The sequence below is a fragment of the Bradyrhizobium sp. Leo78 genome, from assembly GCF_059512425.1.
In genome coordinates this window covers 93310-108690 of sequence record NZ_JCAMOT010000005.1, presented here as the reverse complement: position 1 = coordinate 108690, position 15381 = coordinate 93310, and the positions used below count along the sequence as shown (strand labels likewise).

The window sequence follows — 15381 nt, the reverse complement described above, 5'->3', positions numbered from 1 at the left end:
GATTTGAGATGATCTGAGAATGTGTGGCATCGCCGGTTTCGTCTCCAGCCCACGTCAACAATCCCTCGCTCAAATCGAGACGATTGCGCGGGCGATGGATTCATCTCTCGCGCATCGCGGCCCTGATGGGAACGGCATTTGGATCGATCCCGAGGCTGGTGCGGCACTCGTACACCGTCGCTTGGCGGTCGTGGATCTTTCTCCCGCCGGTCATCAGCCCATGATGTCCGCCAATCGTCGCCTTGTCATCACGTACAATGGCGAAGTCTACAGCCATCTTGAAATTCGGGCCGAGCTGGAGGCCAGCGGCGTTCGATTTCGTGGCCACTCCGATACCGAGGTTATCCTGGAATCCATTGCCCGGCATGGTGTCAAGGCGACCGCAAAACGATTGATCGGCATGTTTGCGCTCGCCATTTGGGATAGGCAGCAGCGAACTCTAACTCTTGTGCGAGACCGAGTTGGGATCAAGCCAGTCTACTGGGCGAAGTTCAACGGCCTCTTCATCTTCGGCTCCGAACTCAAGGCGCTCCGCGAATATCCGGGCTGGTCACCGCGCATCAAGCCCGACGCCGTCGCGGCCTTCATGCGACACAACTATATCCCTGCACCTCACACCATTTACGAGGGAGTATACAAACTCGAGCCCGGGGCAATTCTGACGCTTCCGTTGGGCGGTGAGCCGCTTTTCGAGAAATTCTGGGACGCGCGAAGTGTCGCGATTGACGGCCTTCAGAATCCGCTTGGCGAAGACGATACGACGCTTATCGATCGTGTAGAGGCATTGCTGACGGATGCAGTCGGCAGGAGGATGATGGCCGACGTGCCTCTCGGCGCGTTTCTTTCGGGAGGAGTCGATTCATCACTGGTCGTTGCCCTGATGAAAGCGTCAAATTCTGGTCCCGTGAAGACGTTCTCGATCGGCTTTGAGAACACCGATTTCAACGAGGCGCCGTACGCATCCGCCATTGCAAAGCATCTCGGCACCGACCATACGGAACTGACCGTGACAGCACGTGACGCATTGAACGTAGTTCCGCGTCTCGCAGAGCTGTATGACGAGCCCTTCGCGGACTCCTCACAAATACCGACCTATCTCGTTTCGGCGATGACGCGAAAACACGTTACGGTTGCATTGTCCGGCGATGGCGGCGACGAGATTTTCGCAGGCTACAATCGCTACCAAATCGCAAAGCGTTTCCACCGCGCACTTTCCGCAATCCCACGACCGATGCGAGGCATAATGGCTTCGGGCATTCGTTCGCTCCGCACAGAGCATTGGGACATGCTGGCGCGTATCTTGCCAGCGCCTCTGCCGCCGCTGGTCGGCGACAAACTTCATAAAGTAGCCCAGATCCTAGAACTATCAGATGGCGACGCTATCTATCGTCGTATCGTAAGCCATTGGGAGCCTTCGGAAATTATCCCTAGCGCAAGAGAACCTCGAGGGCTTTTATGGGACAACTCGGTCCGTGCTGACTTTCCGTCATCGCTCGACAGAATGCAGTTCCTTGATCTCGTCACCTATTTGCCGGACGATATCCTGACCAAAGTGGATCGCGCGAGCATGGCTGTTGCCCTTGAAGCGCGAGTACCGTTGCTGGACCATCGGGTGATCGAGCTTGCATGGCGGCTACCTCAATCACTCAAGATGCGAGGCGGTGTCACGAAATGGGTATTGCGCGAGGTGCTGTACCGACATGTTCCGCGCAAACTGATCGAGCGACCCAAGATGGGTTTCGGAGTGCCTCTCGGGGAGTGGCTCAGGGGGCCGCTGCGTGAATGGGCCAGCAGCCTGATCTTCGCGAAGCAACTCGATAATGGCGGCTTGCTCGATGCTCGGCTCGTTCGCCAGCGTTGGCAAGAGCACTTGGCCGGACACCGCAATTGGCAATACCTGCTGTGGGACGTGCTGATGCTCGAGGCGTGGCGCGAGCGATGGGGCTGCTAGCCTAGTCGCGGCGTCTATTAATAACGGATTTCCGCAATCTGGCTTGGCGATTTTCCGGCCAGCAAGCCAAGATAAGACGCCTCGTAAGCTGCGACGCAACCCTCCAGTGTAAAGTATTGCTCCACGCGACGGCGTCCTTTGTCACCATAGTTGCGACGAAGCTGCGGATCGGATGCCAGTTGCAGGATCGCATTGGCGAGTGCGGACGGATCGTGTGGAGGAACGACGAGCCCGGTCTCGCCGTCGATCACGGCCTCTGCATTGCCGCCAACGTCAGTGACGATCATCGGAAGGCCTGCCTGCATGCTTTCGATGATCGCGTTCGAGAACCCCTCCTCGTGCGAGGACAAGAGGCCGATGTCACTTGCGCTGAGCAGGTCCGGCACGTCGTTTCGCGGCCCCAGGAACCAGATCTTATCGGCAATACCGAACGACGAGGCCAAAGCCTTGGCCGCCGGCGCGACGCCATCATCTCTCCCCACGACCAGAAGCCGCCAGTCTGCGGGCAGCTGATCGGCCACGCGGCCGAACGCCTCAATGAGATCGAGATGCCCTTTGTAGGGGATCAGGTTGGCAACAATGACAAAAACCAAGGTGGCGTCATTAACGCCGAGCGCATCGCGGACCCGATCGCGGCCGGTTCGCGGGCGCACTTCCCTATCCAATCCGTTGTAGATCAACCCCAGCCGCTCTGCTCTTACGCCTTCCAATTCAAGCTGCCTCGCCACGCTACGAGAGTTCGCCAGAACGGCGGTCATGAAGGAATGCCACCGGCGTTCAACGAAGCCTGCCACGCGATGCTTGTTTTGATACACGTTCAAGCTGCGTCGGCTCATAATGCGCAACTTGATTCCCGCCAATAACGCGAGCGGAGCGCCGACTAAGTAGGCTTCTGGTAGAAAAAAGTGAACAATCGTGAAGCGCCCTTTGATAAGTACGCTCAGCAGATGCAGCGCCGTCAGCGGCAAACGAAAGACGGGCCCGAGCCCGGAGATGCTGCATACACTCGGCGGCGATGGAATTACCCTCACACCACCAATGCGGAGATCGTTAGCTAAAGGACCATTGCCTCCGGTGCTGTAGACCGAGACATTCCAGCCGCGCGATCGCAGCGCTCGGGATATCGAAACAAGATGCTTCTCTGTACCACCGACGCTCAGCGAACTGACGACGAACAGGATGTTGGCCGGGGATCGATCAGTCTGTCGCATCGGGGCGAGTCAATGAAGTTCGTTATCCTTGTCGTGCTGGAAGCAACGACAGCTTCCCATCTTCTTTCGCTCATTCACAGAGTTATCAAGCCTAGCCCATCAATACACCTACAACTCCCTGCTGCGAATGCCTTTCTCAATTGCCACGCACAGCGGGAGCGCCGAAGAATCCGTCTGCGGATCGGGTCACGTGGATCTAATCGATCTTCCGCAAAAGATCCGACCAAGTCGCCCCGAGCAGTGGCAGAAATCGCGCAGCAGACCCAACCGATTTCAGGAACCCCACGTTCATTCGGCCCCTTCCGTCGACTGTTGAACAGCCATATCCGCGGCATCTACAATTCGCATGTCGAGAGCAACAAGAGAATTGGTGTAAAGCTTGCGCGCCTGGTTTATCACTTCGAACATCAAACAGTCGAAGCGCATGTCGAGTTTGGTTCCATCGCTCTCGGCGATAGAAGCGGTCAGAAAGAAGCGGCCGGGTGCCAAGCGATTGGTGAATGCAATATCGAAGCAATAGTGATGGCCGGCGCGCAGGACGACCTTAGGCGCATCCTGCCGGTCCCAAAGCGTCGTGTCGGTTCCGAAAACCTCAACCCCTTTCGGCGTCCTGATCAACATGCCGAGAGAATAATCGTCAATGTCTTCTCGGGCTTGAATCTCAAATCGCACGAGATACGCTCCGTCGACTTCCATGTGCAGGCTTGGCCGGCCAGCCTGGTCGAGAAGGCGAATATCGGTGATGATAGCACGATGATCGCCGTACCGATGCTCACGCGGCGTTGCTTCTTCGGCGGTGGTGCTTACCGCGCTCGCAGGTATTGGACGAGGCTCAGAAGCAAATAAGAGCTCGTGATAGAACTTTCCAACGGCGTTTGGTTCGCCATCGGCAAGGACCTTCCCTCGGTCGAGGAGAATGGCTCGATCGCAGATCGAAGCCAGTGAGTTCAATTCATGACTTACGAGCAAGATCGTCTTGCCACGCTCGCGAAAAGAACGCATGCGATCAAAGGATTTAAGCTGAAACTTCGCATCGCCGACTGAAAGTGCTTCGTCGACGATGAGAATATCCGGGTCGACCGACGTCGCTACGCTATAGGTGAGCCGCGCTTGCATGCCGCTGGAGTACGTCTTGAAGGGCCGATCGATGAACTCCTCTAGTTCGCTAAAGGCAATGATGTCCGCCTCACGCGCACGGATCTCATCGCGCGAGAGGCCAAGACACAGCCCCCCAAGATAGACGTTCTCGCGCCCCGTATATTCGGGATTAAATCCGGTGCCGAGTTCCAGAATGGCCGAGACACGTCCATTCACATTGACTTCGCCGGAGGTTGCTTCCAGTGTACCGGCGATGATCTTCAGAAGTGTTGATTTGCCGGCGCCGTTACGGCCGATGAGACCTACAACCTGTCCTCTCTCGATTGATAGGTCGATGTTGTCCAGCGCGACAAAGTCGAAGTGTCTTTTCTTGCCCGTCAGGACTTCGCGCAACATGTCGATGGGACTTTGGTAGACGCGGAAAGCCTTGGAAACACATCTCGCGGAGATCGCTATCTCGCTCATAACGCGTCTCCGAACATGTGGCTCATACTGCGAAACAGTCGATAGCCGATTACCAAAACAAAAAACGAAGCCACCGGCGCTATAATCCAGGACGATGGATGCGTTAGATGACCAAGAACCGCATCGCGATATAACCAAATATTGTGACTTAAGGGACTGAGATAAAAGATAAATTCCAGCTTTTCCGGGACCATGCCAGGCGCATAGAGAATGGGATGCAGGAACAGCCCTACCATAAGAAAAAGCTGAACGATGTTGCGCGTGTCACGCAAAAAAACGCCGGCAGCCGCCAACGCGTAGGTGAGTCCAATCGCGAGCGCGAGATAGCTCACTATGGGTATTGGCAAAAGAAGCCAGAAGAGCGGCCGCGCCGTGCCGTCGAAGAGCATCAAACCCAGTGGGAAAGCAAGCCCGACGGCCAGAACCACAAGAGTGGACAGCACCACCTTGAGCGGCAAGATATCGATTGGAAAGACGATCTGCTTCACAAGGCTCCGGCTTTCGAGGATCACGGTCGGCGCGCGGCCTAGTGCTTCCTGAAACGCAAGCCATGGCACGAGCCCCGCCATCAAGAACGCAGTATAGCCGAGTCCGGTATCGTGAACATTGAGGCGAACCGTAAAGATGAAGGAAAACACAAAGACGTAAACCAGCATCATCAAGAGCGGCTGCCCGATGACCCAAAAACTTCCGAAGGCCAACCCGGCCTGCCGCTCGAACACGTCGCGCCGCGTCATCTCCCAAAGCAATTCGCGATATTGTTTGACGTTGCGCCAGAGAAGCAGGAACGCTCGAGCATTGGCACTAGGGTCGAGTAGCCGGAGCATTTCAAACGGCCCGATTGAGACGGCCGTGAACGGGAACGCCCTCAAAAACAGCATTCATTTTTCTTCTCTCATTATGAATGCGCCGCCGGAGGCCAGATTTATGATCGGCTCAGGCTTGTCCGCCATAAATTCCTCCACTGCTTGGGTCACACCTGGGCAAGAGGAGAAGCCATAATCATCGAGCAGGATCACGCCTCGAGAACTCATACGCGGATAGAAGAAGGCGATTGCATCAAGTGTTGGCCTATAGAGATCGACATCGATATGGACGAAGCAGAAGTGCCGATCGGCGACCTCAGAAAACCGCGTCGGAATCCATCCCTTATAAAGCTCCACGAACGACGTGGGACCGAGCGGTGCCAGAGCGCTCCAAACATCGTTGAAATGAGAGGTTAAGTCGCCCTCCTTCCAGTAGGACTGGTCAATGGATTCAGGTTGAGAAAGTCCCTGAAAAGAATCGAAGAGAAGCAGCTTCTTGTTTAGGGCTGCCTGTTGGATGTGGCGTGCAAGAAAGTAGGCCGAGGCTCCCTTATAGGTACCACACTCAGCAACGTCTCCAGCAATCGAGTAGACAAGCCGAAACAGCTCATTGAGATTGAATTTGCGTTCGGCGGTTACGTCATTCTCCGGCGAAAGACGGGCGAATTCCCGCGAGAACTCATCATTGTGGTCAATCATTCGACCATGATCAGGCAACAACATGTTTCCCCAGATCCGACGAAAAGCGCGTCGCGCTGCATCGAACCTCTCCTGCAGCGATACACTCTCTGGCGCGGTCCTGACGTGGTCGACTAACGACCAGTCCGGATCGGAACCCACGTCAGCGGGGACATAGAGATGATATTGGCGGTTGCCCAAAAGCGGCGTCGTGTTGTCGCTAGTTGAGAAATAGAGATTCCTATTCCAATGCGAAAATCGGCCGTTGCCATTGGCCCGTATACTCTCGTGAGACACGTGCATTGGTCCTAGTGCCACACCGTTCTCGAACAAGACGGCAGCCGAACTGTACGGATCGCGCTCGCTATCCCCCGAGGGCACATCTGACGGGAGTTCGTAAACGTAGCAGTAGCCCTGGTCGAGCTTGATATGACTCAGATCAAGTGAGATCAAAACCGCGTTCGAACTGTTCGGCATTCCTCAAGATTCCTTCCGAGCAGTATCGGTCTCGTGGTCAATCCACATGCGGAACCAAAGCTCTAGGATCAATAGAGGCCACAACCGCGTATGGTGCGCGTTTGATCCGGAACAATGCTCGTCCAGCATAACTTGTACAGCGTTGCGATCCACGATGCCACGGCTTTGGGCGCGCGGCGACAGCAGTAGATCATACGCCATTTCCTTGAGTTCTGCGCGCAGCCAATGATCGACGGGACAGCCAAACCCCATTTTCGGACGATAGAGCACCTCGTGTGGCAGAAAGGGTTCCATCGCCTTCTTGAAGATAGCCTTGGTCGTGCCGCCGGGTATCGTAGCGCTCTCCGGTAGTGTAAGCGCCCATTCCAACAAAACATGATCGAGTAACGGCGAGCGGCTCTCCAACGAATAGGCCATGGTGGCAATATCGACTTTCACCATGAGATCATCTGGGAGATAGATATGAATGTCTGCCCAGTTCGCGCCGGAGACGAGGGTTTCTGCCTCGTTCAGAAAGGGGGCGAACAGATCAAGCGCGGACTGGCTTAGATAACCGCGCATCGCCTCGCCATATGCGCCGACCTTGTGCTCATCGGCAAACGCCGTGATGGTGAAAGAATAGCGATCTTGGCGCGGCCGATCAGCGGAACGCAGAAGCGCTGCCAGGCTCGCGGCTCGCGAGGACGTTCCGCCGGGTAGTCGTCCGATGGCGGCGGTAGCCATGTGGCGGAGCGATTTCGGCACCCTGTCGACCCGGGACAGAGCATGCATGGAGGCATAGCGGCCGTAGCCCATGAACGCCTCGTCACCACCGTCACCATTGAGCGCGACAGTCACGTGGCGACGCGCAAGCTCGGCGAGATAGAAACTGGGCACAGCCGAAGGATCGGCGAAAGGTTCATTGTACTGATAGATCAGTTTGGGCAGGATCGCGACGGCGTCCGGGCGCACGACGAGTTCGTGATGGTCGGTGTTGTAGCGCTCCGCCACCATGCGCGCATAGCGCGTCTCGTCATATTCCTCATTCTCGAAGCCAATCGAGAACGTCTTGATGCGGTCACCGCTCTGTTGCGCCATCATTGCGACGATGGCGGAGGAATCGAGCCCACCTGATAGAAAAGCACCCAGCGGGACGTCGGATATCAACCGTATTTTCACAGCCTCCTTGAGGCGATGTGTCAACTCATCCGCAGCCGCCCTGGAATCAAAGCGAGTGCGGCTGGGTGGGCGCGGTGCGTGGAGCCGCCAATAGCGCTCGATTTGAGGAGAAGATAGACGCCCCTCAGCGTCAAGGCTTACGGTCATAACGCTCGCAGCAGGCAACTTGCGTACTGAGCGGAAAGCGGTCTGCGGCGCCGGAATATACTGGTAGCTGAGAAAGAGGTGCAAAGCGCCAAGGTCGGCCTGTCGTTCAATGCCAGGCCAAGCGAGAATGGCCTTGATCTCCGAGCCGAAGAACAGCCCCTGGTCGGTCAAAGCATAGTAAAGCGGTTTCTTGCCGATACGGTCACGAGCAAGCATAAGCCGGCGCGTCCGGCCGTCCCAGATCGCAATGGCGAACATGCCGCGCAGTCGGCTCAAAACCTTCTCGCCCCATGCGAGATACCCAGCCAGGATCACCTCAGTGTCGCTATGGCTGCGGAAGATGTGCCCCTTGGCTTCCAGTTCGGCCCTTAGTTCCGGAAAATTATAGATCTCTCCGTTGAACACGAGCCAAACCTGGCCGTCGGCGCTGCCCATGGGTTGATGTCCCGCCGGCGTCAGATCGATGATAGCAAGACGCTTGAAGCCGAGACCTACTCGCCCGTCGGTCCAGACGCCTTCGTCGTCAGGCCCGCGATGATGTATCGTGGCCGCCATCGATGACAGACGACGCCGAGCGATAGACTCGTCGATCTGCCCGCTCAGAAGGAAGCCGGTCAATCCGCACATAGGGTCGCCGTGTTACGCACTTCGAGAAAAGACAAGCTGATGGCAACCATAGCCGTCGTTGGGCAAAAGTTTGTCCAACTTGAAACCGTCCTTCTCGTAGAACGCGGTCAATGCTTCGGCTGTGGCGTACTCATAAGGATATCCGCCAATCCAGTCGACCATGTCGTGCCAGCGGCTCATGCCGCGGCTCTTCTTGTATTCCGACCAGAGGGCGAAATAGCCGCGGATGTTCTTGTTTTTGTAGTAGTGCCAAAGATAGCGCGCCTCGACGGGCGTCCACACCGCGACGGCATATGGAAATTTCAACGGCCTGGGCAGTTTGTTGTAGATGATCTTCTTCTTCAACCAGTATTGGCTGATTTCGCCGCAATCGTTGTAGATGGCGATGAAAAGCTTTCCGCCAACCCGCGTGTTAAGTTTGATGTTCTCCAGGGCCTGCCACATCGCGCCGGTGTGGTGCAGCACGCCCCAAGAATATACGATGTCGAAAGTGCCTAGCGACCGGAGGAAAGCCGGATCGAGTACCGATCCTTCGAGGATGCGCCAATTCTCATCGCCGTTGAAATAGCGACGCTTCAATTCGGTCGTGCAGGCAACAGATTGAGGGTCGTAGTCGAACGAGACGACGTTGGCCCCCAGCTGCCGGGCTGCCAAGCTGAACAGGCCGCTGCCGCTTCCAGCATCGAGAAAGGTGCGCCCGGCAAGCGAGTCCGTCTGCAGGAACTCCTTCAATGATTTCTCTGCTTCGAGAATCCGCTCCGCATTGAGTACGCGCAGAAAACGACGCCAGTTGCCGCCGAAGCGAAATCGCTTACCAGCCCGGATCTCTTGCTCGTGACCACCGCTCATTTACTGATCCTGTTCACTGCCTTGATGGATGGGCTGAACGATTCCGTTGGCAGCAATTCGTAAGCTGCGAGTGTTTCGGCGATCATACGGTCCATTCCGTATCTTGCGTTGACGAAGGCTGTCCCAGCCTTGCGAGCTTTGGCCCGCAATACGGCGTCTCTTAGAATAGTTAGGACGGCGGCCGCAATATCGGTGACGCCGTCCGAGTCAACGACCAGCCCTGTGGTACCATCGTTCACTGCCTCGCCGGCGCCACCGGCATTGACCGTGACGACAGGGACGCCAAGCCATTGCGCTTCCAAAAGCACGTTGGGGATTCCTTCACCGGACGAAGTCAGAAGGACGAGATCACAGGGTGCTAAAGCATCGAGCGAGGACAAAACGACGCCGGGCATTTGGACGCGCTCGCCGAGGCCGCATTGGCGGATTAGCGTCTCCATTTCGGAACGCATAGGACCTTCGCCAAATATGACGAAATGCACGTCCGGCAGCGCGTCGGCAATTCGCGCCGCTGCCTCGATCCACAAAAGAGGACGCTTCTCCTGCCTGAAACGGAACATGCCGCCAATCAGCGGTACGTTGGCGGGAATACGCCATCTGGCCCGGAGTTCGCCATAATGTTCCGGTTCGGGTCGCATTTGTTCCTCAAACTGGACGCCATTTCGAATGACCCGGATACGCCCAGCAGGAATGGACAGCCAGTCAGCATAGTCGGCTGCTCCGGCTTGGCTATTGTTCAGCCAAACGATCCGATCTCCGCACTCGAGCAAAGCCCGGTAAGCTGGATGATAGTAGTCCGCATTCAGTGCAAAGTGCCGCGGGCTCAAATTGCGGCCCGATAGAAGCACTCGTGGTACTCCGGCAAGCAGCGCCGCGAGGCCAGCCCGGACATTGCTCCAATCGAGCCACGCGTGGACGACCTCCGGCTGCAGAACTCGGAATTCGTGAAATAGAGCAGCGATATCGGCTACGAGGCCAGGATGTAGGAGCCGCGCCGCTTTCTCAAAGCTTGGCGGAAGCGGATCCTTCGCGGCGAAATCCTTTCGGATTTCGCGAACGGTGGCCCCAGATCTGCGCGCGTGGGGTAAGTAGAAATCATATCGCTCCTTCGCGCCAGCGTGCAGATAGTCGCAAAGAAGCGTCAGATTTTCATTGCCAAGGACCGGAGCGAGTCCTACGAGACTATTGGCAACCTGCCGCTCCGCCCCGCCCGGCTGGAGGGAGCCGCAGACTAGGACCACGCGGCCGGGAATGGCCTTCTCCGAGGCCATGTCAGCAAGCATCGCCTGAAAATGCGCTTCGGTCGGCTTTGGAAGGACGATCTCGCCGACTTTCTGACGGAAGCGGTGGGGAAGAGCTTCGCGAGCTACCCTGAGAACAAACCTGTTACTGAAAATCTTTCGCATCATGTGTCAGCTCTCAAATGCCATCATCTCGCCGGCCGAATGCTGATTCGCCGAACAAGGCGCCACCGAGCAAGGAACTTCCGACGCACAAAGTGGCTATCTCGTCCACCCACGAAGCCGCTGCCCTGCAAAATTGCTCACGAGCGCCCCGAGAAGCACACTCCCGAGTTGCGAGGTAACGCCTTGATCTGATACGCGAATGAAGCTCGGGACGCAACGGGCGCTGGAATGAGGACAGTTCGCGCACTAAGGCACAAGGAAGCTCTTGGCTCCTAGCAATGCAAATCACTGCTCTTGCGAATGTTGTCGCAATTGCATGGTCGCGCACGAAAAACTTCAAGTTGCTGTCCTACCTTCTCGTATCTACCGTTTAGTCGGGGAAATGCAACGGTTTTTCTTATCGAAATGAGAATCCTTATCCTTACGGGAAATTTGGCGTTAGGAGGCGCCGAGCGCCAAATTTCCATAATGGCGCGCTCCATGGCTGGACTCGGACACGAGGTCGGCATTGCCATCATGTACCCGGGCGGTGAGCTAGAGGGCGAACTGGCTGCATCCGATGTCAAAATCTTTCGGCTTCAAAAGAGGGGAAGGTGGGACGTCGCGTTTTTTTTCCTAGCCCTCTCCAACGTCATCAGCATCTTTCGTCCCGATATATTCCAAACGTTTCTGACAACCCCGAACGTTATCGGCTCCTTGCTTCGGCCAAGGCTCGGGCGAACGCGCCTAGTCTGGGGTATACGAAACTCGGATGTGGACCTGAGCCATTACGACGCGTTCAGCAGGCTTTGCGCCAAATTCGAAACGGTTTTGTCTCCCAGCTGCGATCTTGCAATTGCAAACTCACACGCCGGAATTCGCGCACACATTCAGCGTGGTCTTCGCCCGAAACGCTTCGAAGTCGTTGAGAACGGCATCGACACAGAACGCTTCAGGCTTCGCCTTGACCAACGGATGCGGCTGCGCACCCTTTGGAAAATTCCCGAAACAGCAAAACTTTGCCTCGCCGTTGGAAGACTAGATCCGATGAAGGATCACGAGACCCTGCTCCGTTCCATCGAATACTGGCCGACCAACTCCCTTCTCGCCATCGTTGGATCCGCACCCGCACAAGCACAGTCAAAGCTGCGATCGGAAATCGACAAACTTGGACTTACTGGTCGAGCGCAATTAATTGAAAGGATGAGCGACATCGAGAATGCGTATTCGGCAGCTGACGCATTCGTTCTGCCATCTGCGTTTGGCGAGGGCTTTCCAAACGTTGTGGCGGAAGCGATGAGCTGTGGATTGCGGGTCGTGGGCACTGACGTTGGGGACGTGAAACGTGTCGTGGGTCCAAGCGGACGTATAGTACCGCCGAGAGATCCAGAAGCCTTAGGGCGCGCAGTAACCGAACTTCTCTCTGCACAGCATGCGGACTGGCCCGATCCGCGTCAGCGGATCGTTTCTAACTATGGCATATCCACTATGGTCGCTCGCACGCTTCAACTCTACAGCGAGATAACGTTCGAGAATGATCCACGAACCTTAACACCTCCCGCCGGCTGAACTACTCGCCCTTAATTCTCGCGCTATTCCGGCCACCTCGTCAAAGAAATTCCACGCTACCGCACTCCGGGTGACTCTCGAGTCACACGGTTGCCCCTTGATCGGAGCCGAAACAAAAACGCACGGCGGCCTGCAGCGCGCTTCGACGCAACCTATGCGGCGACGACCATATCCGCGTCAAGCCGCACGCGAACCTTGCGCCCAAGCATATCCAGAAGAATGGAGATCCGATCACGGTCAGCCATTCCATTGAAAAGCCCGGTGTTGTCCACGAATGCGCCCGTAAGCACCCGTACCTTGTCGCCAGGCGCAAAGGTCGGCTTTGCGACCAATCTTACAAAGCTCTCGTCGTCCTCACGTTTCTTCAGCGCGCCCAGACCGATTTCCGAACAGCCCGATTGCAAGACTTTCTTTTATGACGGCATTGTCAATTTGGTCAGGAATGAAGGAGAAACTTCCTCCTGTCAGAAACGGCCGTCCCCGCAGTCGTGACTCTCGCTATATCGACCGCGTTCTACAACGCCATCGTACATAATGGTGGCCGGAACTCGAGTCCTTAGATCTGTGCGACGTCAGGGTGTACTACGGGCGCGCTCGGCCACATGATATAAGCAGATTCATCGAGTATTGACGCAGTCGCCATTTCGCCGTTTCCGGACCTTACTATCCTCCGGCGTCGGCCGCAGCGACTGCTTCCCGGCGTCGTGATTCGCTTTCTTTTATTCCTCGCGTATGCGATGCTCGCATTGATAGTGCTGGGGCGAATGCTCTATCCGCGACGAGGCAAAGACCAACCATGAAACGGTATCTGTATTCGCTGATCCGCAAGTACGTTTCAGTTTTTGTTCTAGCGCAGAACTCCATCGTAGAAATCGATCCGACGACTGACCTGCTCGCCGCAGAGTTGCCGCAGGGCAAGGTTGCATTTCGAGACCCATGGGCAGTGATCAGAAACAGAATCGATCCTCTCAAGGTCATTGAAGCAGGCGAGATTCCGGAACTCAAGCCAGACTACATCATGCTGGGCGGCCTCATTCACTACGAGCGCGATATCCTGAGCCTTTTGGCTCAGACTCACAAGATGAGCAGTCCGGACACCCGACTAATCCTGACCTATTATAGCAGCTTGTGGAAGCCATTAGCCGTTCTCATGTCGCGCTTAGGCCTACGAGACAAGGTTCCGGAACCGAATTGGCTTGCGCACGAAGACGTGCAAAACCTTCTGACGCTCGAGAATTTTGAACTGGTTCGCATCGAACAAAAGGTTCTGATACCTTTGTATATTCCGGTCATCAGTACCTTTGTGAACCGCTACCTCGCTCCGCTCCCCTTCATTCGCAATTTCTGCCTTCTCAACATTGCCGTGGCGCGCCCACTTCACCCCAGAGCCGAAGAAGCACCGTCCGTCTCGGTCGTGGTACCCGCCCGCAATGAAGAGGGAAATATTGAGCGTATCGTCCAGCGCCTACCGAAGATGGGTCCGAACGACGAACTGATTTTCATTGAGGGCAACTCAAGCGACAAAACATGGGATGTCATTCAGTCTGTCCACAGACAATATTCTGGAGCGAAGCGGATCTTGATCGCCCAGCAGGACGGTAAGGGCAAGGGTGATGCAGTGCGAAAGGGGTTCTCCCTTGCCAGCAACGACATCCTGATGATCCTCGATGCGGATATGACAGTCCCTCCAGAGGACCTTCCAAAGTTCTACAAAGCAATTGTTGAAGGGAAAGGCGACTTCATCAACGGCACGCGCCTTGTTTACCCGATGGAGAAAAGGGCGATGCGCTTCTTCAATCTCCTCGGCAACAAATTCTTCGCACTTGCATTCTCGTTTGTGCTCGGCCAGCGCTATAAGGACACGCTGTGCGGTACTAAGGTCATCTCGCGCACCCATTATCAGAAGCTCAGCGCAAACAGGTCATACTTTGGTGATTTCGACCCGTTCGGCGACTTTGACTTGATCTTCGGTGCAGCCCGTATGGGCCTCAAGATTGTTGAGGTACCAATTATCTATCGTGAACGGATTTACGGCGAGACAAATATCTCACGCTGGAAGCACGGCGCGATCCTGTTGGCCATGCTTATATTCGCGGCCCGACGAATCAAATTCATCTGAAGACCGCACCGCGCCATGCAGTTCGCCACTGACCATACCAAGACGCTTGATCATCGTGCGCGGCTCCAGTCGCATCCAAACCTCATGAGTTGGTACCGCCGCCTGTACGATGAACAGTTTCGGGATGAAGGAGATGTTCGACTTCTGAAGATACTTGAGATCGGCAGCGGCGCTTCGCCGCTCAAAACGATCATTCCAAACGTCATTACCTCTGACGTACTCGAGCTCGATTATCTGGATATCATCTTTGACTGTCACGACATCGCAGAGCTTTCGCTTATCCAGGATAAGAGCTTGGATATTATAACATTGACAAACGTGTTACATCATCTGCGTGATCCACTCTTGTTTCTGCGCAGCGCAACAAGAAAACTGAAGGAAGGCGGCAGACTCTACCTTACGGAGCCATACTTTTCCTGGCTGTCATACCCGATGTACAAAATCCTGCACCATGAGCCCGTCGACTTTCTGATCGATCGCCCGGTGCTAAGCGAGATCAAGGGGCCACTATCGACGTCAAACCAGGCTATGCCCCACATGATCTTTTTCTCGCGGCCAGAGTGGCTCGCCGAGCTCTCCGACGTCTACCGGCTTGCCGATACCCGCGTCACTTTCTTCACCGGCCTATCCTACCCCCTCACAGGGGGGATATCACGCAAATTTCCGATCCCCAAGTGGCTCTATCGGTTCGGCTTCGCGATTGACAAAGCGGTGGCCGATGCCCTCCCCAGGTTGTTCGCTTCATTTTTTATCGCGAGATTGATCTCAGCAAAATGATTCTACACGATCAAGCATTCCTTTTGGCGAATGGGCTGTATTCGCACGTCTATCCGCTTTATTA

The 15381-nt window shown here is 55.8% G+C and carries 12 protein-coding genes; 4 read left to right on the top strand and 8 right to left on the bottom strand.

The genetic code is table 11. The features are described 5' to 3' along the window. The first annotated feature begins 19 nt into the window (after positions 1 to 19). On the top strand, positions 20 to 1951 hold the full coding sequence (gene asnB, locus AC5ZG1_RS08520) for an asparagine synthase (glutamine-hydrolyzing) (RefSeq protein ID WP_496132584.1): 1932 nt from the start codon (positions 20 to 22) through the stop codon (positions 1949 to 1951). Positions 1952 to 1968: 17 nt separating this feature from the next. Here asnB (AC5ZG1_RS08520) and AC5ZG1_RS08515 read toward each other — a convergent pair whose 3' ends face one another. From AC5ZG1_RS08515 to AC5ZG1_RS08485, 7 genes are all read right to left on the bottom strand, one after another. Next, on the bottom strand, positions 1969 to 3162 hold the full coding sequence (locus AC5ZG1_RS08515) for a glycosyltransferase (protein WP_496132583.1): 1194 nt from the start codon (positions 3160 to 3162) through the stop codon (positions 1969 to 1971). Between the two features lie 288 nt (positions 3163 to 3450). Continuing rightward, positions 3451 to 4725 (bottom strand): ABC transporter ATP-binding protein, encoded by a 1275-nt coding sequence (locus tag AC5ZG1_RS08510; RefSeq protein ID WP_496132582.1) that lies wholly within the window; start codon positions 4723 to 4725, stop codon positions 3451 to 3453. Then, positions 4722 to 5606: an ABC transporter permease gene (locus AC5ZG1_RS08505; protein ID WP_496132581.1), complete on the bottom strand. Its 885-nt coding sequence runs from the start codon at positions 5604 to 5606 to the stop codon at positions 4722 to 4724. The genes AC5ZG1_RS08510 and AC5ZG1_RS08505 overlap by 4 nt, the downstream gene beginning before the upstream one ends. Then, positions 5607 to 6686 (bottom strand): TylF/MycF/NovP-related O-methyltransferase, encoded by a 1080-nt coding sequence (locus AC5ZG1_RS08500; protein ID WP_496132580.1) that lies wholly within the window; start codon positions 6684 to 6686, stop codon positions 5607 to 5609. Between the two features lie 3 nt (positions 6687 to 6689). Next, positions 6690 to 8618: an asparagine synthase (glutamine-hydrolyzing) gene (gene asnB / locus AC5ZG1_RS08495; protein ID WP_496132579.1), complete on the bottom strand. Its 1929-nt coding sequence runs from the start codon at positions 8616 to 8618 to the stop codon at positions 6690 to 6692. 12 nt (positions 8619 to 8630) lie between these two features. Continuing rightward, complete coding sequence (locus tag AC5ZG1_RS08490; RefSeq protein WP_496132578.1) at positions 8631 to 9467, bottom strand: class I SAM-dependent methyltransferase; 837 nt, start codon at positions 9465 to 9467, stop codon at positions 8631 to 8633. Then, positions 9464 to 10876, bottom strand: a complete 1413-nt coding sequence (locus AC5ZG1_RS08485; protein ID WP_496132577.1) for a glycosyltransferase — start codon at positions 10874 to 10876, stop codon at positions 9464 to 9466. The genes AC5ZG1_RS08490 and AC5ZG1_RS08485 overlap by 4 nt, the downstream gene beginning before the upstream one ends. Before the next feature lie 297 nt (positions 10877 to 11173). On the opposite strand from AC5ZG1_RS08485, the gene AC5ZG1_RS08480 reads away from it, so the two are divergent. Continuing rightward, complete coding sequence (locus tag AC5ZG1_RS08480) at positions 11174 to 12421, top strand: glycosyltransferase (RefSeq protein WP_496132576.1); 1248 nt, start codon at positions 11174 to 11176, stop codon at positions 12419 to 12421. Between the two features lie 152 nt (positions 12422 to 12573). On the opposite strand, the gene nusG is transcribed toward AC5ZG1_RS08480, so the two are convergent. Beyond that, a complete protein-coding gene (nusG, locus tag AC5ZG1_RS08475; protein ID WP_496132575.1) occupies positions 12574 to 12825 on the bottom strand; it encodes a transcription termination/antitermination protein NusG in 252 nt (83 codons plus the stop codon). A gap of 392 nt (positions 12826 to 13217) precedes the next feature. Between nusG and AC5ZG1_RS08470 the strand changes: the two genes are divergently transcribed. Together AC5ZG1_RS08470 and AC5ZG1_RS08465 are read left to right on the top strand one after the other, a co-directional pair. After that, entirely contained in the window at positions 13218 to 14540 is a 1323-nt protein-coding gene (locus tag AC5ZG1_RS08470) for a glycosyltransferase family 2 protein (protein WP_496132574.1), read from the top strand. A 15-nt stretch (positions 14541 to 14555) separates the two neighbouring features. After that, on the top strand, positions 14556 to 15317 hold the full coding sequence (locus tag AC5ZG1_RS08465; protein ID WP_496132573.1) for a class I SAM-dependent methyltransferase: 762 nt from the start codon (positions 14556 to 14558) through the stop codon (positions 15315 to 15317). The last annotated feature ends 64 nt before the right edge of the window (positions 15318 to 15381 follow it).

What these genes read in the sequence shown, in the direction of transcription:
- asnB (WP_496132584.1), top strand. Translation starts at nt 20, where the DNA reads ATGTGTGGCATCGCCGGTTTCGTCTCCAGCCCACGTCAACAATCCCTC.
- AC5ZG1_RS08515 (WP_496132583.1), bottom strand. Translation starts at nt 3,162, where the DNA reads ATGCGACAGACTGATCGATCCCCGGCCAACATCCTGTTCGTCGTCAGT.
- AC5ZG1_RS08510 (WP_496132582.1), bottom strand. Translation starts at nt 4,725, where the DNA reads ATGAGCGAGATAGCGATCTCCGCGAGATGTGTTTCCAAGGCTTTCCGC.
- AC5ZG1_RS08505 (WP_496132581.1), bottom strand. Translation starts at nt 5,606, where the DNA reads ATGCTGTTTTTGAGGGCGTTCCCGTTCACGGCCGTCTCAATCGGGCCG.
- AC5ZG1_RS08500 (WP_496132580.1), bottom strand. Translation starts at nt 6,686, where the DNA reads ATGCCGAACAGTTCGAACGCGGTTTTGATCTCACTTGATCTGAGTCAT.
- asnB (WP_496132579.1), bottom strand. Translation starts at nt 8,618, where the DNA reads ATGTGCGGATTGACCGGCTTCCTTCTGAGCGGGCAGATCGACGAGTCT.
- AC5ZG1_RS08490 (WP_496132578.1), bottom strand. Translation starts at nt 9,467, where the DNA reads ATGAGCGGTGGTCACGAGCAAGAGATCCGGGCTGGTAAGCGATTTCGC.
- AC5ZG1_RS08485 (WP_496132577.1), bottom strand. Translation starts at nt 10,876, where the DNA reads ATGATGCGAAAGATTTTCAGTAACAGGTTTGTTCTCAGGGTAGCTCGC.
- AC5ZG1_RS08480 (WP_496132576.1), top strand. Translation starts at nt 11,174, where the DNA reads ATGTTGTCGCAATTGCATGGTCGCGCACGAAAAACTTCAAGTTGCTGT.
- AC5ZG1_RS08470 (WP_496132574.1), top strand. Translation starts at nt 13,218, where the DNA reads ATGAAACGGTATCTGTATTCGCTGATCCGCAAGTACGTTTCAGTTTTT.
- AC5ZG1_RS08465 (WP_496132573.1), top strand. Translation starts at nt 14,556, where the DNA reads ATGCAGTTCGCCACTGACCATACCAAGACGCTTGATCATCGTGCGCGG.